General features: G+C 27.8%; 24 protein-coding genes, 1 tRNA gene and 1 pseudogene. 11 read left to right on the forward strand and 15 right to left on the reverse strand.

Features of this window, described 5'->3' with window-relative positions:
* Positions 1–79: 79 nt before the first annotated feature.
* Positions 80–304 carry a DUF2087 domain-containing protein gene (locus tag LQK79_RS09185; RefSeq protein ID WP_231016304.1) on the forward strand — a complete coding sequence of 75 codons (225 nt, stop codon included), beginning with the start codon at positions 80–82 and terminating at the stop codon, positions 302–304.
* Between the two features lie 145 nt (positions 305–449).
* Here the strand turns inward: LQK79_RS09185 and LQK79_RS09190 are convergent, their stop codons facing one another.
* From LQK79_RS09190 to LQK79_RS09235, 10 genes and pseudogenes are all read right to left on the reverse strand, one after another.
* Positions 450–1934 (reverse strand): L-fucose/L-arabinose isomerase family protein, encoded by a 1485-nt coding sequence (locus tag LQK79_RS09190; protein ID WP_231016305.1) that lies wholly within the window; start codon positions 1932–1934, stop codon positions 450–452.
* Positions 1935–1958: 24 nt separating this feature from the next.
* Complete coding sequence (locus tag LQK79_RS09195) at positions 1959–2582, reverse strand: DUF4867 family protein (RefSeq protein ID WP_231016306.1); 624 nt, start codon at positions 2580–2582, stop codon at positions 1959–1961.
* A gap of 32 nt (positions 2583–2614) precedes the next feature.
* Positions 2615–3904, reverse strand: a pseudogene (locus LQK79_RS09200) (transketolase-like TK C-terminal-containing protein); the annotation flags it as partial.
* Positions 3905–3973: 69 nt separating this feature from the next.
* Complete coding sequence (gene fsa / locus LQK79_RS09205) at positions 3974–4621, reverse strand: fructose-6-phosphate aldolase (protein ID WP_231016307.1); 648 nt, start codon at positions 4619–4621, stop codon at positions 3974–3976.
* An 85-nt stretch (positions 4622–4706) separates the two neighbouring features.
* Entirely contained in the window at positions 4707–5855 is a 1149-nt protein-coding gene (locus LQK79_RS09210) for an ROK family transcriptional regulator (RefSeq protein ID WP_231016308.1), read from the reverse strand.
* 653 nt (positions 5856–6508) lie between these two features.
* Positions 6509–7156, reverse strand: coding sequence for a hypothetical protein (locus tag LQK79_RS09215; RefSeq protein WP_231016309.1), 648 nt, complete (start codon positions 7154–7156; stop codon positions 6509–6511).
* Positions 7157–7160: 4 nt separating this feature from the next.
* The gene (locus LQK79_RS09220) at positions 7161–9170 is read right to left on the reverse strand and encodes a DEAD/DEAH box helicase (protein WP_231016310.1); all 2010 of its coding nucleotides are present in this window, start codon (positions 9168–9170) and stop codon (positions 7161–7163) included.
* A gap of 678 nt (positions 9171–9848) precedes the next feature.
* Entirely contained in the window at positions 9849–10919 is a 1071-nt protein-coding gene (locus tag LQK79_RS09225) for an RES family NAD+ phosphorylase (RefSeq protein ID WP_231016311.1), read from the reverse strand.
* 3 nt (positions 10920–10922) lie between these two features.
* Positions 10923–11861: a sce7725 family protein gene (locus LQK79_RS09230; RefSeq protein ID WP_231016312.1), complete on the reverse strand. Its 939-nt coding sequence runs from the start codon at positions 11859–11861 to the stop codon at positions 10923–10925.
* Between the two features lie 4 nt (positions 11862–11865).
* Positions 11866–12720: a sce7726 family protein gene (locus LQK79_RS09235; RefSeq protein ID WP_231016313.1), complete on the reverse strand. Its 855-nt coding sequence runs from the start codon at positions 12718–12720 to the stop codon at positions 11866–11868.
* 246 nt (positions 12721–12966) lie between these two features.
* On the opposite strand from LQK79_RS09235, the gene LQK79_RS09240 reads away from it, so the two are divergent.
* Together LQK79_RS09240 and LQK79_RS09245 are read left to right on the forward strand one after the other, a co-directional pair.
* Positions 12967–13494, forward strand: coding sequence for a JAB domain-containing protein (locus LQK79_RS09240; RefSeq protein WP_407928529.1), 528 nt, complete (start codon positions 12967–12969; stop codon positions 13492–13494).
* A 25-nt stretch (positions 13495–13519) separates the two neighbouring features.
* Entirely contained in the window at positions 13520–13711 is a 192-nt protein-coding gene (locus LQK79_RS09245) for a hypothetical protein (RefSeq protein ID WP_231016314.1), read from the forward strand.
* Between the two features lies 1 nt (position 13712).
* Here the strand turns inward: LQK79_RS09245 and LQK79_RS09250 are convergent, their stop codons facing one another.
* On the reverse strand, positions 13713–14042 hold the full coding sequence (locus tag LQK79_RS09250; protein WP_231016315.1) for a helix-turn-helix domain-containing protein: 330 nt from the start codon (positions 14040–14042) through the stop codon (positions 13713–13715).
* A gap of 170 nt (positions 14043–14212) precedes the next feature.
* On the opposite strand from LQK79_RS09250, the gene LQK79_RS09255 reads away from it, so the two are divergent.
* The 4 genes from LQK79_RS09255 (at position 14213) to LQK79_RS09270 (ending at position 17102) form a co-directional block, all read left to right on the forward strand.
* Positions 14213–14395 carry a zinc-ribbon domain-containing protein gene (locus LQK79_RS09255; protein ID WP_231016316.1) on the forward strand — a complete coding sequence of 61 codons (183 nt, stop codon included), beginning with the start codon at positions 14213–14215 and terminating at the stop codon, positions 14393–14395.
* Positions 14396–14503: 108 nt separating this feature from the next.
* Complete coding sequence (locus LQK79_RS09260; RefSeq protein WP_231016317.1) at positions 14504–15700, forward strand: zinc-ribbon domain-containing protein; 1197 nt, start codon at positions 14504–14506, stop codon at positions 15698–15700.
* Positions 15701–15987: 287 nt separating this feature from the next.
* Positions 15988–16611, forward strand: a complete 624-nt coding sequence (locus LQK79_RS09265; protein ID WP_231016318.1) for a zinc ribbon domain-containing protein — start codon at positions 15988–15990, stop codon at positions 16609–16611.
* 299 nt (positions 16612–16910) lie between these two features.
* Complete coding sequence (locus tag LQK79_RS09270; RefSeq protein ID WP_231016319.1) at positions 16911–17102, forward strand: helix-turn-helix domain-containing protein; 192 nt, start codon at positions 16911–16913, stop codon at positions 17100–17102.
* A gap of 227 nt (positions 17103–17329) precedes the next feature.
* On the opposite strand, the gene LQK79_RS09275 is transcribed toward LQK79_RS09270, so the two are convergent.
* Positions 17330–18745 (reverse strand): hypothetical protein, encoded by a 1416-nt coding sequence (locus LQK79_RS09275; RefSeq protein WP_231016320.1) that lies wholly within the window; start codon positions 18743–18745, stop codon positions 17330–17332.
* A 143-nt stretch (positions 18746–18888) separates the two neighbouring features.
* Between LQK79_RS09275 and LQK79_RS09280 the strand changes: the two genes are divergently transcribed.
* The 3 genes from LQK79_RS09280 (at position 18889) to LQK79_RS09290 (ending at position 21982) form a co-directional block, all read left to right on the forward strand.
* A complete protein-coding gene (locus tag LQK79_RS09280; protein WP_231016321.1) occupies positions 18889–20277 on the forward strand; it encodes a DNA primase family protein in 1389 nt (462 codons plus the stop codon).
* Between the two features lie 233 nt (positions 20278–20510).
* A complete protein-coding gene (locus LQK79_RS09285) occupies positions 20511–20705 on the forward strand; it encodes a helix-turn-helix domain-containing protein (RefSeq protein WP_231016322.1) in 195 nt (64 codons plus the stop codon).
* A 59-nt stretch (positions 20706–20764) separates the two neighbouring features.
* Entirely contained in the window at positions 20765–21982 is a 1218-nt protein-coding gene (locus LQK79_RS09290) for a tyrosine-type recombinase/integrase (protein WP_231016323.1), read from the forward strand.
* A gap of 143 nt (positions 21983–22125) precedes the next feature.
* On the opposite strand, the gene LQK79_RS09295 is transcribed toward LQK79_RS09290, so the two are convergent.
* Positions 22126–22198 (reverse strand) — tRNA-Thr (locus LQK79_RS09295).
* A gap of 260 nt (positions 22199–22458) precedes the next feature.
* Between LQK79_RS09295 and hsp18 the strand changes: the two genes are divergently transcribed.
* Positions 22459–22905: a heat shock protein Hsp18 gene (hsp18, locus tag LQK79_RS09300; protein ID WP_231016324.1), complete on the forward strand. Its 447-nt coding sequence runs from the start codon at positions 22459–22461 to the stop codon at positions 22903–22905.
* A gap of 156 nt (positions 22906–23061) precedes the next feature.
* On the opposite strand, the gene LQK79_RS09305 is transcribed toward hsp18, so the two are convergent.
* On the reverse strand, positions 23062–24390 hold the full coding sequence (locus tag LQK79_RS09305) for a replicative DNA helicase (protein ID WP_231016325.1): 1329 nt from the start codon (positions 24388–24390) through the stop codon (positions 23062–23064).
* A gap of 12 nt (positions 24391–24402) precedes the next feature.
* Positions 24403–26307, reverse strand: coding sequence for a Lon family ATP-dependent protease (gene lonC, locus LQK79_RS09310; RefSeq protein WP_231016326.1), 1905 nt, complete (start codon positions 26305–26307; stop codon positions 24403–24405).
* Positions 26308–26319: the final 12 nt, after the last annotated feature.

Raw genomic sequence — 26319 nt, forward strand, 5'->3', positions numbered from 1 at the left:
ACTTTTTATCACCACCTTATAATCTTTATACCATAGTAACTTTAATATAAGTTTTTGCTTTTATTAAACAAGTTATGCAATGAATTTTAAGCTTCTATTTAAATTAAATGATACAGTTATAAGAACCAATATGTTTGCAATATTTGTGATAAAGAATTTGATAATGGTGAGATTTTTAAAATTGACAAAGGAATTTAACGAAATCTTAGATAATGTTCATATCTTTAATGATAGATGTCTTCTAAGAAGAGAGTTATTCAATAAAGATTTTATTGGACAATTAAATGATGGTTCTAAATATTGACTTGAAGAAAAGCAGCCTAAATTAGAAGATTTTAATTCTAACAAATACAATTAAGAGTTCTAAATTTTATATAAAAAAATTTAGAACTCTTAATATAAGTGTAATATTCCCTCTAAAAAAATACTATTTAAACTTTATCCTGTATCTATTTATAAAAAGGATTTTCTGTTTTATAAAGTATACCTTTAGGCTGGTTAAATCCTACTTCTTTAACCCCTAAATATCTAAATAAATCAAAAACTGCTTTTCCAAAATGTCCAAATGCAACGGCTCCATGATGTGGGAAGTTATTTTGAACTAGTACGTGACGATAAAATCTTCCCATCTCAGGAATTGCAAATACTCCAATAGCTCCAAAAGAACGTGTTGCAACTGGTAAAATTTCACCTTCTGCTACATAAGCTGTTAGCTCTGCTGCTGCATTACTTTGTAGTCTAAAGAACGTAATATCCCCAGGCACAATATCTCCTTCCAAAGTTCCTCTAGTTATGTTTGGTTCTTGATCTGGCTCCAATGCTCTTGCCATAATCTTTTGATTTTTCATAGTGCAACTTGTTAACTTGCAAGCTGCTGTATTACCACAGTGGAAACCCATAAATGTATCCTTTAGTGTATAATCATATTTACCCTTAATTTCTGATTCATACATATCTTTTGGGACTGTATTGTTTATATCAAGTAAAGTTACAACATCTTGACTTACGCAAGTTCCAATAAACTCACTTAATGCACCATAAATATCGACTTCACAAGCTACTGGAATTCCCCTAGATGTTAAACGGCTATTTACATAGCAAGGAACACAGCCAAATTGTGTTTGAAAAGCTGGCCAGCATTTATTTGCAAATACAACGTATTCTCTTGAACCTTTATGTGCTTCTGCCCAATCTAATAATGTAAGTTCATATTGAGCAAGCTTTGGTAAAATACCAGGCATCTTGTTGCCTTCTCCTAATTCCTTTTCCATATCAGCTACTACTGTTGGAATTCTTGAATCATTTGCATGTTCATTGAAGAAAGCAAATAAATCAAGTTCTGAATTTTCTTCTATTTCAACGCCTAAATTATATAACTGTTTTATAGGTGCATTACAAGCTAAGAAGTCTTGAGGTCTTGGTCCAAAAGAAATGATTTTTAAATTCTTTAATCCAAGTAATGCTGTAGCAACTGGCACAAAATCAGAAATCATATCTGCAACTTCTGGAGCCGTTCCTACTGGATATTCAGGGATATATGCTTTTATGTTACGAAGTGCTAAATTATAGCTTGCATTTAGCATTCCACAATATGCATCTCCACGTCCATCAGATAAATTATCTCCACTTTCTTCGGCTGCAGCTGCAAACATAACTGGTCCATCAAATTCTTTAGCAATTAAAGTTTCTGGGCTTTCAGGTCCAAAGTTACCTAAATATACAACTAAAGCATTTATTCCTGCTGCCTTAACGTCTTTTAAAGCTTTTCTCATATCATTTTCATTTTCTATGACTATTTTACATTCATAAATATCTCCATGAGCTTCTTTGTAATCTTCTACTACTGCTTTTCTTCTATTTGATGATAACTCCATCGGAAAACAGTCTCTACTTACGGCAACAATTCCTAATTTTACTTTTGGTATATTATTCATTTTAAATTCCTCCATATCATATTATTATTTTATTGAAATATTCTTTCCTAATAAACCTATGAAAGCTCCTTGATCACCCAAATCTGTTTCTTTATGACCAATTAGCCATTTATTTTTAGCAAAAAGCAGTGTATCTTCTCCTACCTTTTTAGGCTTATTTTCTAAAGGTAAATTTGTGCCCTTTGGTAAAACTACAACACATTTAAATCCATCTTTATTTACATTACAAGGTGCATAATGAAGGGTAGTTGCATAAACCTCAATTATAGTACCTGCTGGAACTTTAAAAGCCTCAATTTTAGAAGTATCATATGAATAATCATCTTCAATATCCTGCTGCATACCCAAAAGTAATATAAAATCAGTTACTGCTATGTTTATTTCAGATGAACGGTGATATTCAATTGCATTTAATAAATAGTTATTTCCATTACAGTATCCTATTTGTATTTGCAATCCACCGTATTCTCTATCTTCTAGCTCTTTATAAATTTTTAATTCTTCAAGTTCTTTAATTGATGGTTCATATATTACATCACTTGGAAGTGGTGTATTTTTCATTTTTTCTATTATTTCTTTACAATCATAGTTTTTTAATACTCGTCCATATTTTTTAAATTCTTTATCAGTTACAGTTTTAATAATCATACTAATCTTCTATCTCCTTTCTTTTATATCATTTACTTACCTACCACCTTAAGAGCTTTATCAACAACATTTTCTACAGTAAATCCAAATTGCTTAAATAATTGTTCTGCTTTACCTGATGCTCCGAAAGTATCTAGTGAAATAATTTCTCCATCAAGCCCCACATATTTATGCCATCCAAAAGATGTTAATGCTTCAACTGCAACTCTTGCACAAACTTTATTTGGCATTACTGATTCTTTATAAGCTTGATCTTGAGCTTCAAATACTTCAAAGCTTGGTATGCTTATTACCCTTGCATCTATTCCTTTAGCTTCTAGTTCATCTGCTGCTTTATAAATCAATTCAACTTCTGAGCCAGATGTCATTAATAGTACATCTGGAGTTTCTTTCTTAGAATCTTTAAGAATGTATCCTCCTTTTAATGCTCTCTTTGGGCATCCACCATATAGTGGTAACTTTTGCCTTGTTAATACTAATGATGTTGGTGTAGTTCCATTAGTTACAGCATAATACCAAGCTGCTGCTGTTTCTTTAGAATCCGCCGGTCTAAATACTGTCATATTTGGCATACTCCTAAGTGCTGCCAATTGTTCAATAGGTTCATGAGTTGGTCCATCTTCTCCTACTCCAATACTATCATGTGTTAATACATAAGTTACTGGAAGTTTCATAAGAAATGCATCTTTATCAATTTCGCCACTCATCCACTTAGTATATTCTTTAGCTAGTTCTGGATAAGCTTTTTCGTATTTTTTAAATAAGTTCTTCCAGGTTTCTTCCTTAGAAATGCCTTTTTCTATATATTTATTCATATTGGAATATACTTCATCTGGTACATAAAATTCAGGTTCTATCTTCCAACCTAGGTTTTCCTTCATTGCTTTTATATTTTCAGCTCCCAGCGGCTCACCATGAGCTGATGCTTTTCCTTGCTTTGCAGGACACCCAAAACCAATTTGATTTTTAACTATTATAATAGATGGCTTTGATGTTTCTTCTTTAGCTTCTTCTATAGCGCTTTCAGCCGAATTTATATCATTTCCATCAGCGATTTTTAACACTTGCCACCCATAAGCTTCATATCTTTTAGCTACATCTTCTCTAAACGCTATATCTGTGCTTCCTTCAATTGAAATATTGTTTCAATCATATAATACAATTAATTTTCCAAGTCCTAATGTTCCTGCAAGCGATGATGCTTCTCCTGAAATTCCTTCCATAAGACAGCCGTCCCCAGCTATAGCATAAGTATAATGATCAACTATACTATAATTTGGTGTATTGAACTTTTCAGCGAGATATGCTTCTGCCATAGCCAAATAAATGTAGTAATGAATATTCAAGCATTGATACATAATTTATCTAATTCTCTATTCATATATTTCCTCCTACTTTCCAAACGCTGCTGCCCAATCTGCTTTGAATTTTTCTAATCCTTGGTCAGTTAATGGATGTTTTATCATCTGCATTACTAAATTATATGGCACGGTTGCTATATCCGCTCCTGCTTTTGCTGCTTCTATTACATGAATTGGATTTCTTACACTAGCAGCAATTATTTTTGTACTTATTCCATGTAATGAAAAAATTTCTGATATATCTCTTACTAAATCCATTCCCACCATTGATATATCATCTATTCTTCCAAGGAAAGGACTTACATAGGTAGCTCCTGCATTTGCTGCAAGTAGTGCTTGATTTGCTGAGAATATTAAAGTTACATTTGTTTTGATTCCTTCGCTGGCTAAAACTTTAGTTGCCTTAAGCCCTTCTGCTGTCATTGGAATCTTTACAATCATATTTTTATGAATTGCTGCAATTTTTCTTCCTTCTTTAATCATTCCTTCTGAATCTTCACTAACAACCTCTCCACTTATTGGTCCATCAACTATTTGTGTAATCTCTTTTATGACTTCATTAAAATCTCGTCCTTCCTTCGCTATCAATGATGGATTAGTTGTAACTCCACATATAACTCCCATTTTTTCTGCTTCTCTAATGTGATCTACATTTGCTGTGTCTAAAAAAAATCTCATTTTTTAACTCCCCTTCTTTTTTTATAACTTTTAAAAATTTGTTTAATAAGTTTTTAAAAATAATAGAGCAGTTTATACCACTCAATTATTTAATTTCTAAAAATTCTTCTATAGGCATCATTGCTGCCCCTAGTAAATAAGCTTCTCTAAAGCTTGCAATACTAATATTGCAGCTATTTCCATTAGTAAATAAATTATCCTTATAAACTTTCTTTTTCAAAATATCAATTTTATCTTTTAACAAATTATTTATGTCTCCGCCTATAACTATACTGTTGGGATCCAGAAGCATAGTTAAATTCGATATTCCTAAAGACAATATATTTAAATACTTATCTAGTACCTCTTGAGCAATTTTATCATTTAAAATATATCTTTCTTCAAATTCATCTATATCTACAATATTAAGATTGGTCTCTTCATTATAACTATCAATCAAACAATTCATAGAGGTATATGCTTCTAAACAACCTTTAGCACCGCACTTACATCTCCTTCCATCAATTGATATCTTGGTATGTCCTAGTTCACCTGCTGAATTATTGCAACCTCTATATATCGTACCATTTATTATTATTCCTAAGCCTAGACCATCTGTTATTGAAATATAAAGTAAATTTTCTATTTTATCTTTTCTATTTAAAAATTCATAATAAGCTGATAAATTAGCCTCATTTTCTACATATATTGGTACATCTAAATATTCAAATTCTTCTTTTAAATTAAAATCTTTAACCCCAAGGAGATATGCATATTTTATTATGCCTTCTTTAAAATCTACCGTTCCAGGAATAGAAAAAGCAACTCCTAGCAATTTTATGGGATTCAAATCGTGCTTCTTCATTATTAAATCTAGATTTTGTTTAATAATAGTTATAATATTTTCTATTCCATCATTGTTATGTCTAATTCTTATATTTTCAATAACTTTTCTTTTTAAATTAACTAGTGATATTTTAATATGTTTTGGAGTTAATGCAACTCCAATTGAATACTTGCAGTTTTCATCTAATTTTATAGCAATTGCCTTTCTTCCACCAGTTGATTCCAATGATCTTACATCTTCTACAATACCTTTTTTTTTCAATTCAGCAATATTGGTAGAAACTGTAGTTATGCTTATATCTAGGATTCTAGAAATATCTAATTTGGTAATTTCATTCTTTTCTAATAATAATGTTATTATTTTTTTTCTATTTGTTTCTTTTATTTTACTATGATTTATCTCTATCAAATTGATAATACCCCTCTCATCTATCAAATGTAGAATAATAGCTTCCTTAAATAATATCACTACTATTATTCTGGGTAAAGACATAGATATGATTCAATACTATGCTGCATATTACCAACGTAGATACTAAAGATTCTTAATCTTAGGGTAAACTGAGTTATATTTTTCATATTAAATAACTTTTTAAAATTACTTTAATAACTATATTGTACTTACTTTATCAGTTTTAGTCAATATGCTTAGTTAAACTTTTTCATAAGCATATGTAGCTTGTTTTTATAAAATCCTTATGATATTCTACTGAAATAGGCACCGATAAATAAAATTAATATTCAATATTTCAAAAAACAATTATATATTTAAAATAATTACTAATAAAAATTAAGGGTTACAAATTTTAATAACTTGTAACCCTTAATTTTTTGGTGCTCCAGATAGGATTTGAACCTACGACCAACTGATTACGAATCCGTGTATATGGGTTTTATTTAGTTATTTATGGTTATATGATGTTATATTTTATCTATGTTCATAGACTTTTTTATTATATTATGTACTATACAATTATATTATTATTAATTGTATTAGGTGTATAAATAGGTGTATTTTTATAGCTTTAATATGCCTATATTAATTGGTTTTATACTTAATTTTCACTTTAAAAATTTGCAATTAGTATTAATATCTAATATATCAATTAAATCGTCTTTATTAATTTTTTTATCCAACCCTATTTTAAATGTATTTTTACCTGAATAATAAACATCCAGATGATTTAATGGATGTACTATTGGATCTTGTCTTTCTAAATCATAATCATACCTTAAATATCCGGGTTCAAATGATAATAAATACAAAAGTATTTCCCAACACAATTCGTTATAAATTCCACTTTCAACTTCATATTCTTTCATAGTATTATAATATACTTCAGCCATAGATTCTAAGGATTCATTAAATTCAATTTGATGATTAAATATATCAGCTAGAATTGTAGTAATTTTACTGTCTAATTCATATTTATCGTAATATACTTTTAATTTCTTATCTTCCTCTAAAATTGAAAACGGAAATTGAACTGTATGCATTTTTTCATCCTGACAATAAAATATTCTGCTCATTTTATTTACATATATAATTACTGTAATATCATTTTCAAGCCTAGAGTGTAAATCATCTAGTGTTACCGAGCTAATATATTTAATAGTGCCTATCAACAGTTTTATAACATCAACTTTTTCTCTAATAGCTGTACTACCACCGATCAAATACTCATTCACTTTGAATTGATATGATTTCATAGTATTAATCCCCCAAAATAACTTTTATCATTCCTCTTGTTTTAGTTATAACCTCTTCTTCAGATTCATTTTCAATAATAGTTGGTATAGTGTTATACAGCATTATTACATATTTACGTGATAATTTGGGATAATCTTCTTTACATACTTGATTTATTATATCCTCAACAGATTTCTTTTTAGCTTGAGCCATAATTTTAATTTTTTCTTCCTGCTCCTCTTTTTCTTTCTTATCTGGTTCCCTTAACTTCATAAAGCCATCTTTATTAATATTATCAATTGCATTTTTATATATTTCTATAAATTCAGTATTATCACTATTCACAATAAAATATGACGTTAAAAATGAACGAGTTAGAATCATATATATGGAATTTCTTTGATGTATACGATCTGTTATTTTACTTGTTTCTACACAAATTACAAATGGAAATTCTAAACCTTTTATATTATTAGTATTACTTACAAATAATTGATCTTTTACTTTAGTCTTTGTTATATATCCCTTATTAATTTCCCAATTATATTTTTTATCTATTTCAACCATCAAACTATCTGCTATTTCATAATTATTTTTTGTATTACCTACAAAAACCACCGCAATATCATCAGGTGAAACAGTAGAATTATTTTGTCTTATTTCATCAATGCATGTTAAAATTTCTTCCGTAAAATAATCAATGGAGCAACCTCTAAGTTGTATACTATTTATGGATTCAACATCCTCAAACCGCCTAATTGGTGTTCTGCTAAGTATAAATTTTCCATTCTTTCTTTCGTATTCGTACCCACAAGATTCCCATTCTCTATCTTCCAACCAACGTATTACAGGTTTTTCATACAATCCCATACCTATGGAATGAGCAAACATTAAAGTTTTAGGATCTGTACGATAACATTTATTAAGTAAATAATCACATTCTACAGAATTTTCAATATTCATATCAAAAATATTTTGAAATATATCTCCTGCAATATAAATTCTTACTTTTGTTACTAAGCTACATAAATCAAAAAAGCTCTGTGAGAAATCTTGACTTTCATCAATAAAAATATAATCAAAACAAGGTTCAAGGTTTTCTATCAACTTAAGTTGTTCGCAAGCATCCTCACATACCTTGTCAAAAGTATTAATATAAGAAAATCTTTTGAATTGCAAACCATATTTTGAACATATATAACTATATAGTCCTGAATTTGGTACACTCTGTGACCCCCAACTTGAAAAAACCCAAAGGCGACTATCCCATTCAATCTGCTCCTCAACCTTCATAAAATTAAAAAATCTAGGAATTCTATTTTTCATATCATCTGCTAAAACTTTATTAAAACAAGTAAACACAATTCTACTGTTTTTAATTTTAATATATGTTTCTCGTAATTTATGTAATAGCAATTCGGTTTTTCCAGTACCCGCTAATCCCTGTATTATTACCTGTGATTTATCAACTTTTTCATAAATAAATCTACTTTGCATACCATCAAATAATATAATCTTCTTTTTTACTTTGTCCAATAAAGTTTCAGGATTTTCTAATCCTAATTTTTCTATATCATTTATACTTCCTATTAATAAAGATATAAGAAGATCTATTTTTCTTTCATCAGCAGATTCTACTGACTTATCTTTCAAAAAATCTGAAATATCGGCAACCATACCATCATGAAAGACTTCACTTATAATTAATTTTTGCCATTCTCTTGGACGTCCCAATATTTTTTTATAACTAAATTTATCTGATAAATATCCTAAATCTTGCGTAAAGTCTTCCAAAAAATGCTCAAAATTTTTACTATCACCTATGCCATAATTAATTACAATAATTTTATGCTTTGGAACTAAAATAATTGCTTCATCATCGTAATCATAATCATAATCATTAGTTGTTCCTAAAGCTTTTTTTATTATGTATACTTGTTTTGATTCCTTTTGAGAGTACTCCTTAAATGCTGAAATAAACTCTGATATTTTACTACCATTTTCTATATCACAATAAAATAAACTATCTGACATATACAATTTCTCCTTCTTACTAAATTTTAAAATTCTAATTAAATATTACATATTCTAATTAACAATTTTTGTGTATAATGATAATCGAATTCCATCATTTCTTTTTAATTTTACCATAAACTTTTTTACAAATTTCTAAAAGCACATTATTAAAAATCCTAATACCATTTAATATTTATTTTTCTCAATCATATGTTGTATTTTTAAGTCTATTACAAATACTTGGCATCTCATTTCTATACGGCTTTAATCTCTTTGCTGTTTGATATTTACTATTATTTACAAAAATATTGATTTAAAACATTTTTCTGTCGTTTATATAATAAAATTTATTTCTGTTACTCCCTTAACAATTTTATATATCACGAAATTTATCTTTATTTGTAACTTTTACCACTATAAAAAAGGAATAAAAAAAATATTATAGAATTTAATATTAATTACATTGAAAGTAGGTGATATTTACTATGGATGATTTTGATACAATCGGAGAAGAGGTTGAATCTTTTTTCACGTTTTGCAATAATATCTCTTAGCCATAATGGTCGTCATATTGAAAAATGTTCTAAAACTCCATATCAATCCATATAAAAGTGAGTGGTAAAGCTATTAGTTCTAATTTAATAGCTTTAAATCCACTCATCTCACGTAATTATACTTTACCTTATTAAATTAAACTTATTTTACTTTTTTCTTATGATATTCCAATTCGTTTATATGATACACTTCAACTTTATTGCACTTAAAATTCTTTTCACTAAAAATAGCAAAATTATTTCCATCAGAACTAAGAGTACTTTTATATTTTATTCCATCATATCCTAAATGTTTAACAAAGTCACTTATATATTGAGTTGGCAAATAATCCAAAATACTATCCTGTCTTCTAAGAGGCTTGGCTATTTCTCTTCCAATCTTCTTCAAATGTTCTATATTTACCGCTACCCATGTAAGAGCATATTCAGTTGAAAATGGGCTAAAGCTTTCCAAAGAACTTAAATCAACTACTTTAATATTTTTTTTAAGTTCAAAGCTTCCTATTGATATATAATCTAAGTCACGTGCTCTTATTTCATGAATTGTTGTATTAATATTATCAGACAAATACAAACAACATATTCCTTCTGAATTTGCTCGTCCTGCCGATGTTAATCTAGGAGGAGGTGCCCCCATATCTTTTGATTCATATCCATTTTCATCAGAAATTCTTGCCCTATATAATATAGTTCCCTTTTTATATTCTGAATACATATTGCTAAATAATTTGCTTAAAACTTCTGTATTAATATGGTTTGAATGAAATCTATTTACATTAGTTATTGTGTATTTAAAATCTTCCCATTGATAAGTTTTTAATATGCAGTTATTTTTTAAGTAATCATTATCATATAATTCTAATATACCTACAGGCTCAGTGAACAATTTTGATTCTAAATTATATTTTTCTTTGCATATATTTATAATTAGTTCTCTTACTCTTTCTTCTGATATATTAAACAAGCTCCATCTTTGAATAAGCTCCTTACCAAGATTACTTAATAATTTTTCTGGATAACCATATGGTAGTCTTTCTTTACAAGTATACACATCTAATAACTCATCTAAATATTCCATCAAATAAGTATCCATTTCGGTATCATAAATATATACATCTTTAGCCCCACAAATTTGGCAATTTCCTTTTTTGCCAGAAGAAGAAATCATTGATTTTAACTCCGTGTCCTTAAAACATTCAATACAGCATATCATAGTTTATATTTCTCCCTCTAAATATTTATTTACCAATTCAATATGATGCATTATTGATAATTTTTTTACTGTGCCCAATCCTGGATACTTACCCGTATGATAAAGCTCCTTAAACTGCTTTAATGCTTCTGTTAAAGGAATATCATTATCATCTACCCACAAAACTAATTTTCTCAGAGCCTCTCCAAACTTTCCTGCTGGATCTTTAATATCTTCATTAGAATCTGATACAAAATGCCTTATTCTTAAAATTTTTTTATTATCAAAATAAACTATGTGAATAGCAACAGCTAAAGGTGCAAATCCTGAATCATTAAATTCTTGTCCTACTACTGAATAATCAGAAAATCCCTTATATCCATCCTCACTAAAAAACAAATGATCATCTGAAAAAAATTCATCATCTTCTTTTATATAATCTACATTTCTTTCTCTCTTTTTAAATCTATCTGAAAATAACACTTTACCATTCTCTACACTTCTCTTAAAGATTCTATCATCTGGAATCAATGTAAACATTGGAAATGCATCGCTATATACATCCAAATAGTAATCTATAGCATCCCTATCATAATTTATTATAATAAATTTATCCCTGTTCTCTTTAGATTTTAATTTTTGTGATATTTTACCTGTCATAATATATGCTTTAATAACATTTTCTTTCTTCATACTATCAGATAACAATTTCACAATATTATTATCTTTATCATCTTCTCGCATTTTCCTTAAATCTGCTGCAAACTTACCAACTTTAGGATTCATAATTATTGCTAAATTTCTTTTGTTTACTGTGTATAATTTAAGTGTCTTTATTAGCGTTGATGTAGGTTTTATAGGCTCAATAATAGGTATAATTTTATTGCCAATTAGTTTCTTTTCTAAAAGCTCTCTTAGAGCAAGTAATTCAAACTGTCTTGCTCTTAAATATGGTAAATACATAAATTCATCCCCCAAATTCACTTTGTAAAAATATTTTTAGATTTTGATAGTCTTTCTTTTTATATTGTGAGAAATAAATTAAAAATTTTAATTCATAAGGCACATAATTTTTATAATCTTGAATGTCAATATTTATTCTCTTTTTTAATTCATCTAGCATACTCTTATGTATAACTTCTATACTTATCTCTTCAAATAATTTGTAGCATTCATTATAGTATTTAAATTGAGAGGTTTCAGGCAAATATCCAATATTATTAAAAATAATTTTCTCATATTCTTTCTTTCTTAACACTTTAAAAATTACTTTTTTATCTAAAAAAGACTCTTCCTCTTCTGGTTCTTTTTTTACACTAATTGTATTTCTCTTAGTTAAAATGTAAATTCCTACTTTTGTATCTAATAATTTTTCTCTTAATTTTTCATAATGCTCTTCACATGTAACAACACATACATATTTAAAAACTTTATAATAATCTTGTATCTGATTTTCAAGCCTTTCCAAAGTATCTAATTCAGTCTTTATTTCATAAACAATACCTTTTCCATTAATCATTACAAAATCAGCTTTAGATTTACCTATAGCTAACTCTGTTAATGCAGTCGTGGTTTTCAAACTATGTTTTCCCAATAATAACTTGTTTAACAACGTATTTTTATAGAAATATTCCATTCTGTATTGCTTTCCTGATAATTTATATATTTTAGAAATTAAATCATTATATTTTTTGGCTTTAGTTTCATTCAGATAGCGATTAATAGCATATGTGAATGTATCATTTTTTCTGTTTTTTATAAGATTATTTATGGTATTTTTAGTAAATAATCTCTTTAAAACTAAATTATTCTCATACTCCATTTTATCACCAACCTGTACTTTTTATAATAAAATTTATTTAAATTATACCATAATATATTATATCCCAATTGCTTTTGTTATTAAACTAAAAATAAAAGTTATATTCAGCTAGATAGAGAATAATTAATTCTCTATTACTTATCCATATCTTAGAATTAATCGTCTTTCTTAAAAATTTCAAATATATATTATATCCTTGGATACCAATAAAAATTATTAAATATATTTGAAAGGAATGATTGAAACATGTCAAAATCTCTATATTGTATAGGAAAACAAATAGGGCATCAAATGATAATGGAGGTATGTAATAAACTTAATAGCACTACTCCCGCAAAAAGAATAAGTATAGTATCAATAAAAATGATAAGAGAAGGTAGTATTTTATATAATACAAGAAAAATACTTTCACCTTCGGATGCAGTAAACTTAGGAAAATATTTTCTTGAAGATGCCGATAGAGAAAAGTTAATCGCTTGCTGCATGGATACAAAAAATCAACCTATATCTATTAATATAGTAAGTATTGGATCATTAAATAGCTCTATAGTTCATCCAAGAGAAGTATTTAAAGTCGCCATACTATCCAATGCCGCAAGTATATTAATATTCCATAACCATCCTTCTGGAAATACTGAACCTTCACAAGAAGATATAAATATTACTAAAAGATTAAAAGAAGCAGGTAATTTACTCGGAATAGAATTACTTGATCATATTATAATTGGATCGGAAGGTAAATACTGTAGCTTAAAAGAAAATGGAACACTATAAAAAAATAATTGGAGAGGTATATAAAATGAATGATATAAAAACATCTATAACCATTAATATAACTATAGATAATATTGAGCTTATATCAGAAGTAAATACTATATGTGATGAACTTTCATTATCTTTGGAACAATTTATAAGTTATTCAATAAATAAGCTAATTTATGATATACGTTTTGTACATGCTATTAGGAATATTGAGAACAAAGAACTCTGATTTACTTTTCATCAAAATGTGAAAACATTACCTTTAAAACATCCAATGCCATTTGTTTCTGATTAATATTTCTACCATCAAGCAATTGTTTTAACTGATCTAGAAAATTATCATTTTCAAGTTCTATTGATTCTTTTAAAAGATAATCAATGGTTACGCCTAATCGTTTTGCTATTTTAACTAAGGTTTCAAGCGTGACACTTCTTTCCCCTCTTTCTATTAGTCCAATATACGAATTACTTACATCAATACTTTCTGCAAGCTGCTCTTGTGTTAAGTTTAATTTTAACCTTTCTTCCCTAATTCTTTTACCTAAAGCTAAGTAATTCATATATTATCAACCTCCACTTATTAATGTATATATAAAGTGGATATTTTGTAATGCACTATTAGTTGTTTTTATATTGACTAATAGTATCTTTAAGGTATAGAATTTTACAAGAAGGTAAATTATTTATAAAATATTTATAAATTTTCATAAATTCGATAAGGAGTGATATTATGTCAAAAATGAAAGTATGCAAATCTTGTTCAAAAAAGATTGCAAAATCAGCCAAGATTTGTCCATATTGTGGTGCTAATTTAAAAATGAGATCAATTAAAAAGATTCTTATAATATTAGCTGTATTTGCAATTCTTGCTATAATAGTTTCATTTATTTCACCTGACTATTGGAGTATGTAATTTCTATGCTTTAAGTAAATAAATTAATCTTAAATATAAGATTTTGTAGAGAAATAAATTATTAAAAGTATATACAAACTTTAATAAAGCTCGATAAGGAGTGATACTATGTCAAAAGTAAAAGTATGCAAATCTTGTTCAAAAGAGATTGCAAAATCAGCAAAATTTTGTCCTTATTGCGGTGCCAAATTAAAAATGGGAATACTAAAAAAAGTTTTTTTAAGTATAGCAACTATATTTGTACTTCTTTTTATAATAGGTTTATTAACTCCAGATGATTCCAAAACTACAAATACATCTAAAACAAATAAAAGCTCCACTACTACATCCAATGCTAGTAAACAAAAAACTACCGCCAATAATACAAAAAATAAACAAAAAAAAGTAGTTTCTAAAACTTCAGCCAGCAATGTAAATTCAAATAACTCTCCATGGTTTGTTTTTAATAAAGAAAAAGAAGAATTATCTGACAGTACTATACAATCACTTTATAATAAAAAAATGAATTATGTTAATTTAAAAAATAAGCTGTTTTCCCCTAACTACTATAAACTCACAATGGATCAATCAAATTACATTTATTATGGTGATCTAAAAGATAATAAACCTAATGGTAAAGGAATACTTCTTGAAAAAGTTACATCTATCGGTTACTTATACGTACCACTTTACATTGGCTATTTCAAAGATGGGAACTTTAATGGATTTGGTTATGAATATAAACAAGCCTGTGAGAATAATATTGTAAATAATATATTTAGTGACTTTACTGATGAATTCAAGCATATAGGTGCTGTTTATAAATCATATGAGGGATATTTTAAAGACGGAAAATTTGATGGTAACGGAAATTCACTTCAAATTGATTTTGGCTCTGATTTAAGTAATCTTTCCCCTAAAACCTTAGAAAATACAACTTCAAATACGACTTTCAACAAATACTTAACTGACAATAAAGCTGAAATTGATAAATTAGAAAGCGACGTCCAACATAGAACATCTGATTCCCAATTTTTAATTAGCAAGCTTGCCCCTTTAAATTCATTAATTGATTATTCTGGTAGTTTTTCTAAAGATAAACTTAATGGAAAAGGTAAGGGATTCGGCAGAAATAATGCAATAATATATGACGGCAACTTTTCTAAAGATGAATATGATGGTACTGGTAAGCTATATTACAATGACGGGAAATTAAAGTACAATGGTAACTTTTCTAAAGGCAAATATAATGGTAAAGGTACCTTATACAATGAAGACGGAAGCATTAAGTATTCAGGTGAATGGTCTGATGGTGATATTAAATAATAACAACAAAATTTGCATATGAAAGGATGCTTTTAAAGATGATAATTTTAATATATCTAATCGTAGCGTACTGTTGCCTTACATCTCTGCAAAAAAAACTAGGTATTTTTTATTTTGGTACACTTAGCAACTACTTTTTCAGTAAAGTATGTATTGCACTGTTTCTGGGATGGCTCATCATTCCAATATGGATTATAGCCAAATTAATTGGCAAATTAGTATAAATAGCCACATAACTAAATTTATTAAATATATAAGCAATTTTTATTATTGAAAGGATCGATAATATGTTTTGTACAAACTGTGGAAAGCAAAATTCTGATGAAGCAAAATTCTGTTATAGTTGCGGAGGTAATTTAGACAAGTCTAATCACAATAAACAAGATATTAAAAAGCAAAATGAAATTAATTTTAATAACAATAGTGAACCATCTATTAATAAAAAAACTTTGGAGAATAATGACACTTGCTCAATTCCATTAGACACCGATTATGAAAAAGAATTTATATTCAAGTCATTTAAAGCTGGTGGAGCGGCAAGATTCTCTAGCCTAACGCAGATAATATGTAACAAAGATCTTATAAAAGTAACAAGAAATTATAGACCAATTTTAAAAAAGGAGCCTGATGAATTAATAAATACTCAAGAAGTTAAAAGTGTTAATTATAAGCTAAATCTAAGCATAATATCCATAATACTTATAATATTTGTTTTCATTGCAGCATTAATATATATAGGTTTTCTATATGCAATTATGGCTTTAATTTTAATGATAGTATTGGATCTTCAAACCAAAATATCTATTGTTACCACAGACAAAAAATATATAGTATTTTGTGGTACTTTTGGTGGAAGAGCTCAAGCTAAAGAACTAGCTAATTTCATCACTAATAAATTAAATAAAAACTAAATAGTCCTTGATTTGATTTTTGAAACTTAAATAATTACTTTTTGAGTAAAGTTTGTGATCCACTTTTTTAGTGGATCATAATTTTTTATGAACTAATTTGTATCTTAATAATATAAATAGCTTTTATTTTTTAAAAAAAATTATTTCTAAGCTCCTGCATAAATGTTTGTGATGCACTCACAACATGTATATACATTTATATAATATATATCTAGTTATTTTGCTGTTAACTATTTTCTTTATAATATTTAAATAATCAACATAAATATAAACATAATTTATTAAGGAGGTAGTACATTTTGTTTAATGACTATAGTGATCTATTAAACGTAGACGAGCTTTGTGATATTTTATCAATTGGCAAAAATACTGCTTATGAAATATTAAACAATGGTGATATGAAGGCTTTTAAAACAGGTAGAGTATGGAAAATACCAAAGTTATCAGTAGAAAATTATATATTAGAAAAAAGTAACTTAGTAAAACATTAATTAATTTATTGCTTTATTATTTTTTAATATATTTTATCAATATTTATTTATACTACTTTATGATTATCTTTGATTATAAAGCGTTATATATTTTTAACTTTACTAACATATAAGTAATACTTAATAGTAAGTAGAGGCGAAAGCCTCTACTTTTTAGGGGAGGAAGGGAAAATATAGCTGAGAATCTTTACTGATTCTCAGCTTTCCCTTCCTCCCCTAAAACCCCTCTATTCCTTCTTGATCTTACTTTTTAAATACATCAAGTATTCATTATTTATAGGAAAGTCTATTACATATTTATTTACCTTAAGCCATAAATTTTGAACTTGTGATGGTAAAGACATTTCTGAATCCATATTTTTCATTGTATCAAATATATCAAAATTCAAATCAATATTTTCCCTACTATATTGAAAATTATAAATTTTATTTGTTACATTAATTTGTAATGCTTTTGAGTATTCATCATCTTTAAATTTATCTAAAACGTTTGAAGCAATTTCCTCATAATTATATTCTTCAAAATTATTATTTATATAATTAGTTAAAGTATTATATATGAAATTATGGCTTTTATTTTGAGTAATTACTGTATATGTAAATAGCAAATAGTAATATACTCTAGTCATCAGTGGAATTAAATATAAATTCAAATAGTATAAAGAATTTAAAAACTTATCATATGAAATACAAAAATCCACTTTTGTATTTATATATTGTGCATTAAATATATCTATATACTTATTCCTAGAAAAGATCATTGGTATACTTGCTATCTCCGATAATAAAAGCAATCTTTTAGCTTGTTTTTGCCTAGCTATACTTTCCTCTTCTCCATTTTTTATATCATTATCATATTTACTATTGATAAACTTTGTTAATCTATCCAAAAACGAAACATTAAAAAATCTTTCTATATAGAACATTTTTGAAATCCTAACAATTGTTTCCGAGCCATTATATTCTTCTTTACTAACTTCATTATTATTATATTTTTCATACATAAATATATCATCATTTTCTTTTAAGTAATCTTCAAATACAGAATAAAATACTTTTAATTCATGAAAATCCATACCAAATTCATTTTTTCTATTAAAAGGGCATTTATCCCAGTTTTTAATTACTTCATAAAAAATCTTATAATCCATATATACTTTATAATCTTCTTTTCCTTTATTTTTATACAAAAAACAATTATATAAATCAGAACCAATAAATGAATCATTAGATATAGCGTTATTAGTAAACTCTTCAAATGTATCTTTAAACTTACTACTAAAATAACCTGGGTATTTTTTCTCTTCGTTATAATCATAATATAGATCAGCAACTTCTTCTAAACTTTTTCCTTCTATATCCTTATTTTTGATTGATAGATATATTGTTAATATACTATGTACTCTAATATCATTAAGTAAATCATTTGTATTTATACCTAGATATTCAATCCACTTGTTGTTAATATATTCTTGACATACTTCCGTAGAAATTTTCCAAACCTCTTTTAAAAATATCTTATTCTCTACATTTAACTTTTTTAATCTATTAAGTATTGGGTTTGTTAATTTATCATAAATATTTTCTGGCAACTCACTCTCAATTTCATAATCATCTATCGAAATCATATCATAAAGTTTCATTTTATCACTCCTAAACTTTATATTATATCACAAAAACAAAAAAAATGCTTACTTCGTTTTTTAGGTCACATATATTTCCATTCTAATTTTTTTGTTATTATTTTCTCATTAAATTTATTAAGCTTTAAGCACGGAGGTATAGAATGATTTCTAATAATTTAAACCAAAATACTACTGAACAACCATACTATAACACTGACGAAACATTAATACAAAGCATAAAAGAGCCCAAAATTAGAACATATGCATTGATGAAAAGCATAGTAAAAAGTGACTTGTTTGCATTTTATGATAGCGTTCGTTATTATAACTCTTCCAAAGGTTATTATATGAGTTTATCATATCATGATGCTGCTGTAATTATAAACTCCTCGATACCAGATAATATAAAGAACTACTTAACTACATCAGTTATTAAAGAGATATTTAAACTAATAAAAATTGAACCTACATTACAGATTAATTCTAACTCACTATCAAACAATGAAATTTTTATTAATTGTAATAATGGTGTTTTAAATTTAAATGATTTATTACAAAACCAATATACTATACATCCACATAATCGTTCTTACTCCTTTTTTAACTGTATTAATGCTAATTATATACCTAATTACTCATTAGAAAATTCTTGTTTCAGCTATTTTCTTAATACAATAACAAATGGTGATTTGGAACTTCAATATTTATTACAACAGATTATAGGATACTCTTTTTCTAATTTAAACAATGCAAAAAAAGCATTTCTCTTTTATGGGGCATCAAATACAGGAAAGAGTGTTTTATTATCTGTAATCGCTAATATATGTGGCGAAGAAAATATATCTAATATAAGTTTACAAGATCTTTCCAAACCTAAATATACCGCTGAACTTTTTTCAAAACTAATAAACATATGTTCTGAACTTCCAGATGATGATTTAACCAATACAGAAATATTTAAAGCTCTTACAAGTGAAACTGACAAAGTTTGTGCTAGACGTATGTATCAACAACCGTTTAGTTTTTATAACAAATGTAAGCTCATATTTGCTTGTAACAATCTACCAAAACTAAGTTCATCTTCATTTAAAGATAATTCTGCTTTTTTTAATAGATTAATTATTATCCCATTTACAAATATTATTTCAGATGGAAATCAAGATAAATGTATGCTTAACAAATTATTAAATGAGCGTGATTTAATCTTTTCTTGGGCTATAGATGGTTTACTAAACTATATAAGAAATAATTTTAACTTTACAATATCAAAAAAATCTCAACAAATCTTAAATCATTATACTAACAGCGAAAATAGTATTATTGAATTTATTAATGAGAGATGTACTATTTCTTCCTACTCATACATTCATATGGATATATTATTTAACGCATACAAAGAATTTTGTAATGATTACTGTTTTAATACACCAACTAATCGTGATAAACAATATTTAAAATGTCTGCTTGAACAAAAATACAACTTAAATTACAGAAGATTAAATAGACCTAACGGTAATAAATATGGTTTTGAAGGAATTAAACTTAAATAATAATTTTCAACTTTTCTTGGAACATTGGAACAAAAGCTAAATATACATTCATAATAACACCAATTCGCAGTTCCAATGTCGTCTATTAACTGTGAATTTTACTAAAAATAGAACTTATTAAGTTATATAGTACTTGCTTTCATATATTATACTCTTGAATCAATTTACATCATTCTACAAATTGTATTATTAGAAAAATTTAATTACATATTATATTACTGAGGAGGTTTAAAATGAATTTAAAAGTTTGTGATGAAGAAATATTAACAGTTAAAGATGTTTCTGTTTTTTTAAAAATATGTAGGGTTAATGCATATGCGTTATTTAACAGAAATGATTTTCCTTGTATTTATATAGGTAAATCCAAACGTGTTAAAATGTGCGACCTTTTAGATTACATTGAAAATAATTTAAAAAATAATAATTAACTTAATCATTTACCTGCTCATTAGGCAGGTATTTTAAACTAATTTGGAGGTATTATATTATGTCAAGATCAAAGAAAAAAGCTTCAAGCGGTGAAGGTTCCATATTTAAAACTAAAGATGGAAAATGGAGAGCTTCAATTACTATAGGCAAAGATTCACTAACTGGTAAACAGAAAAAACAATGGTTTTACGGAAAATCCGAAAAAGAGGTACGTGAAAAAAAACTAAAAGCTTTATCTCAAATTCAAAATGGAGATTACATAGAACCATCAAAAATAACAGTAGGACAATGGCTTCACACGTGGTTATGGGAATATAAAAAAATGAAATTGCAAAGAACAACTTTTGAAAGCTATGAATATATAATACGAATTCACATTTTACCCCTGCTTGGAAAAAAGCAACTGTTAAAACTAAAAGCTGATGATTTGCAAAAACTTTATAATAATAAACTGAAATCAGGAAGAATGGATGGACAAGGTGGTTTATCTAACAGAAGTGTTAAATATATTCATATAATTATGAGACAAGCCTTATCTCAAGCAATAAAAAATGGTTTGCTTATAAAAAATGTTGCTGAAGCGACAACTCCACCAAAATTAATTAAAAAAGAGATGAGAGTTTTATCCCTTGAAGAACAAAAAAAATTTACTGCTGCTATAGGTAATGAAAGATTAAGAGCATTGTTTATATTAGCTCCAAATTGTGGTGCTCGTGAAGGTGAAATATTAGCTTTAAAATGGAATGATATAGATTTTGAACAAAACAAAATACGAATTGATGAAACAATGAAAAGAGTAAAAAACTTTGACCCATCAAAAAACAAAACAGAAATTATATTTAAAACACCAAAAAGTGCTTCTAGCAATAGAATTATAGATATTCCTAAATTAGTTATAAATGAGTTACTTCAACATAAAATAAGACAGAATAAAGAAAAACTGAAATTAGGAAATTCATACACTGACAAAAATTTAGTCTTTTGCACTGAATTAGGAAACCCAATTGATATTAGTAGTCTTATGAGAGTTTACAGAAGAATATTAAAACGATCTGGTATTAATACCAAAGGAGTTACATTTCATACTCTAAGACACGTTTATGGTAGCAGATTAAATGATTTAAATGTAGACCCTAAAACTATTCAATCACTAATGGGACATAGCTCTATTAAAACAACCATGGATATATATGTCCATTCATCAGAAGAAAAACATAAAGAAGCCGCTGAAAAAATAAATTCACTATTAGATAATCAACTAAAACTATTAAAATAAAAAAATTAAGGCATGTGTAATACTAGATTACACATGCCTTAATTTTTTATAAAACTCTTTATCTTTTCACCAATAGGTGTATGTTTAGGTGTATTTATAATTATTTTTAAATATAAAATTCCTAAAACCATTGGTATTTATAGTGCTCCAGATAGGATTTGAACCTACGGCCAACTGATTACGAATCAGCTGCGCTACCAACTGCGCTACAGGAGCAAACTAACAAATATATTTTACTACAATAATTAATTTCATACAACTGCTTTTAACTATAAAGTTACATTTAACCAAAGTTCCTCTAATTAACTTAAATATTTTTATATCAACTGTAAAAAATAAAATATATAATTATAATTCATTTTTTCTTTATCTTACTGTTAATATCAAAGCCAATTTGATTTTGACTTTCTTTGACCTTAATTGTATTATAATAGCTGTAAAGAGAATTTAACAAATTATTTTAGGAGGTTGATAGTATGTTCGGTATGGTTCCGTTTAGAAGAGGTACTAACAATATTGAAAGAAGTGGAGATTATTTCAATAATATTTTTGAAAATTTCTTCCCTGATGATATGTTTGCACCAGTAGTATTTAAAAATAATAATTTTAATGTAGATGTAAAAGAAGATGAAAATCAGTATACAGTGGAAGCCGATCTTCCTGGAATAAAAAAAGAAGATATTACCCTTGAATATCAAAATAATTATTTAACTATATCAGCTAAAAGAAATAACGTAACTGAAGATAAAACTTCAAATTACGTAAAAAAAGAAAGAAGCTATGGTGAATTTAAAAGAACTTTCTATATAGATAACGTAGATGAAAATTCAGTAGATGCATCCTTTAAAGATGGCGTTCTTAAAGTTTCTATGCAAAAAAGAGATAAGACTATGAATAATAAAAAAAGATTTGATATTCACTAAAACTTATCAACAAAATATAATTTCTTTATATTTTTATCCACAGTTGATATCTTTTCATAGTTACAATTGTGAATAAACTTCAGCATAAAAAGAACCTGTGGATAAGTCACAGGTTTCTTAATTTTGGGGACATTCCTTTAAATCATATCCTAATTTTTATTCTTGATGAATTATATCCAATCTACCAAATTTACTGTATTGACCAATCCAAGCAAGGTTAACAGTTCCAGTAGGACCGTTTCTTTGCTTTGCAATTATACATTCAGCAATATTTTTTTGTTCAGTTTCTTTATTATAGTATTCATCTCTATACAAAAACATAACAAGATCAGCATCCTGCTCTATAGAACCAGATTCCCTAAGGTCAGACAGCATAGGCCTGTGATCATTTCTTTGCTCAGGTGCACGAGAAAGCTGAGAAAGTGCTATAACAGGGCATTGCATTTCCTTAGCAATTGCTTTTAAGGATCTTGATATTTCTGATACCTCCTGCTGCCTACTTTCTCCACTTCCAGTCATAAGCTGCAAATAGTCCACAATTATAAGATCTATGCCATGTTCTATCTTCATTCTTCTGCATTTCGAACGCATTTCCATTACGCTTATTCCAGCAGTATCATCTATATATATATTTGCTGCTGCAAGCGGTCCAGAGGCTTTCGCTATGTTATCCCAATCTTGATCTTCTAAATTACCAGTTCTAAGCTTTAGCATATCAACATTTGCCTCTGAACATAAAAGCTTATATGCAAGCTGTTCCTTTGACATTTCAAGAGAAAATATAACAACACTTTTTCCAGCTCTAAGCGCTGCATACTCCCCAATATTAAGTGCAAAGGTAGTTTTACCCATAGATGGTCTTGCCGCAATAAGCACCATATCTCCTTTTTGGAAACCAGATGTTTTTGCATCAAGTTCTGGAAATCCAGATGGTACTCCAGTAATTTCACCTTTATTATTATAAAGCCTTTCTATCTCCGCAAAGCCTCTTTCAAGCACTGTGTGCATCGGTTCAAAATCGCTTTTAACCCTGTTCTGCGCTATATCAAATATTCTTTTTTCTGCTCCATCTAAAACCTTTGGAACATCATCCTGCTTATTATAACTTTCCTCTATTATCTCGCTTGATGACTTTATAAGCTTTCGCAGAATAGATTTATCCTTTACAATCTTAATGTAAGACTCAAGGTTAGCAGTAGAGGGCACTGCATCCCTTAGCTGCGTTACATAAGTTATTCCTCCTGCCGCTTCAAGCTTTTCTGTAGATTTTAAGTTTTCAAGTAAAGTTATTAAATCAACAGGAATATCCTTTTGAAATAAATTAAGTATGGCCTGAAATACTATCTTATGATTCTCTCTATAGAAATCTTCTCCTCTTAAAGTTTCTACAGCCTGTGCAATTGCATTTTTATCAATAATCATTGAGCCTAAAACAGACTGCTCTGCTTCTACGTTTTGAGGCATCATTCTAAGAGGTGTTTCCATTTTTCATCTCTCCTATTTTTTATAAACTATATTCATAAGCTCTTCTATAGTTGAAACACTTTTTACTTCTATGTCTGAAAGGTCTTTTGGTGCATCTTTAAAATTATCCTTTGGCACCGTAACAAGCTTTATTCCTTTTCTTCTTGCCCCGTAAATTTTTTCAAATACTCCACCAACAGGCTTTATTTTTCCTATTAAAGATATTTCACCAGTCATTGCCACATCCTGTCTTACTGGTTTATTTAAAAGTGCACTGATTATACATATTGTAATAGCAGCTCCTGCAGACGGTCCATCTATCTTCCCTCCGCCAACCACATTTACATGTATGTCATAATCCTTTATATCTTTATCCGTCATTTTTCTTATAACAGATGCAGCATTGAAAACAGAATCTTTTGCCATACTTCCTGCTGTTTCGTTGAACCTTATGCTGCCTTTTCCCTTTTCTCTTGCTTTAAATGCAGCTGCTTCTATTTCTATAGTAGATCCTAAGAATCCGCTAACTCCAAGTCCATACACATGACCAACTTCATAATCCTCTTTGGATTTTTCTTCATCATATGGAATTAATCTGCCTATACCTATTATTGTTTCCACATCTTCAACTTTAATTTCAATATTATCTGTTGGTAAAGATTTTTTGCTGTAAAGCACATATCCATAAGTATCTGCAAGTATATTTATTGCTCTTCTTCCTTGGATAGTATATCTGCTTATAAGCTCTGCAACTCCATCTTCAAGTTTTACGTTAAGTTTATCCGAAGCCTCTATTATTATCTTTTTAATGTCACTTGCTGAAAGAGGTTCAAAGTAAACTTCTGTACATCTTGATCTAAGTGCTGGATTAATTTCTGATGGTTCTCTTGTAGTAGCACCTATTAAAACAAAATCTGCTGGTGCTCCATTTTCAAATAAATATTTTATATACTTAGGCACGTTCTCATCATCTGGATCATAATAAGAAGATGAAAATTCCACCTTTTTATCTTCAAGAACTTTTAGAAGTTTATTCTGGAGCATAACATCTAATTCTCCAATTTCATCTATAAACAATATTCCACCATGCGCCTCTGTAACAAGTCCAAGCTTCGGTTCTGGAATTCCTGTTTCAGCTAAATCCCTTTTGCTTCCCTGGTATATTGGGTCGTGAACTGAACCTAAAAGAGGATTTGTTATTTCTCTAGGATCCCATCTTAGGGTGGCACCGTCAACCTCAACAAATTTAGCTGTTTCTTTAAATGGCGTATATTTGAGCTTTTTTACTTCTTCAAGCGCTATTCTTGCTGCTGTTGTTTTTCCAACTCCTGGAGGACCATAAAGTATAATATGCTGTGGATATGGTGATGCTAATTTTGATATAAGTGACTTTATAGCTCTTTCTTGTCCTATTATTTCCGAAAAAGTTTGTGGTCTTAACATTGCCTGTATACTTTTAGATAATTTAATATTTTCAAGTTCTTTTATATCATCATATCTTTTTAAAGTTTTCTTATTTTCAGGTCCTTTTTTCTTTCTTATTATTCCAAGTCTAACTTCATCAAGATACTTATCTTGTCTCTCTATAAGTGCACTTTCAACCTGACTTTCTATGTTATTTTGAACATACCTTTTAGCTACACTTTCTACAAGCCATTTTGTTGTATCCTCAAAAGCTTTATATAATTCTTCATCTGTTGATGGCACTAATTTTATTCCATTATTATCACTTATTATTTTATTTAAAGCATATATTTTCTTATTTATATCTTTAGAATTTATATGCTTATTTAACTTATATTTTATAATTCTAGATTTTATAATATTTTCGTCAATAATATTTTTTATTGTATCATATATCACATCAATCTGAACTTCCAATGGGATAGACTTAATGTCATCCTTTTTAATATTCTTTAACTCTTCTTGTAATTTCACTGGTTAGCTCCC

This window comes from Clostridium guangxiense, from assembly GCF_021043395.1.
Taxonomy (GTDB): Bacteria; Bacillota; Clostridia; order Clostridiales; family Clostridiaceae; genus Clostridium_S; species Clostridium_S guangxiense.